This window comes from Phaeobacter sp. B1627, from assembly GCF_006265095.1.
Classification (GTDB): Bacteria; Pseudomonadota; Alphaproteobacteria; order Rhodobacterales; family Rhodobacteraceae; genus Epibacterium.
The window spans coordinates 1-779 of record NZ_VCNK01000114.1 but is presented as its reverse complement, the minus strand read 5'-3'; the positions used below and the strand labels follow the sequence as shown (position 1 = coordinate 779).

1 protein-coding gene is annotated in these 779 nt (G+C 57.5%); it reads left to right on the top strand.

Annotated features, from left to right (window positions below):
* Positions 1-214: 214 nt before the first annotated feature.
* Positions 215-779 (top strand): plasmid recombination protein (locus FGE21_RS19905; protein ID WP_176695512.1); only part of this gene is annotated, 565 nt, incomplete at its 3' end.

Sequence of the window (779 nt, the reverse complement as noted above, 5' to 3'; positions counted from 1 at the left end):
GGGGTGTCGAGAGGGGCGGAGCCCCTTCGGCCTGGGGGTTTCGAAAGGGGGATGCGCAGCGTTTCCTCTTCGCCGAAGAGAGATAAGACCGGACGGCAGTCCGAGGGTTATCTCTAGTAGGTTCTGCCATGCCCTTCGGGGGCGGGGGCAAAAAAGATAATCCGAAGACAAATCGCATTTCGGATTTTCGGCGTTTTCGCGGACTCTGATGTCCATGAAAGATCTGACCGACACCCCCGCTCTGAAATCGAAAGACGGCAACCCCCGCGCTGTCTCGATCCGTATCGAACCCCGCACGATGTCGAAAGCGAAGGGGACGCGGCGGCATGACTTCCGTATTGGAAAATTGCCGAAATACGTCAAAGCTGATCGCGTGAAACTCAATCGTACGCTGATGCCCTTGCGTCCGCTTGGCCAGATCCAGAAAGAAAATGCCGCGCTGCGCATCAAGGCATCTCGGCAGAGGGCGATGAAGCAGAATGCCCCTGTGATCATGGCGGGCATCATCACCTTCGGGACCGTGGCTGCTGAATTGTTTGGGGCCCTTCCTGTCGAGAAACAGGACGCGGCATTTCGGGAACTGGCAAAAGCGGTGGCGTCGGAACTGGATACATCTCTCGAATCGCTCGTGGTTCACCTGGACGAGACGACCATCCATGCGCATTTCACTTTGCGCGCCTACACCAATGCGGGTCTTTCGATGAGTGAAGCCGCGAAGCGTGGCACACTCTCGAGGCTTCAGGATCTCGCAGCGGAGGTCATGCAGAGCTACGACAGTG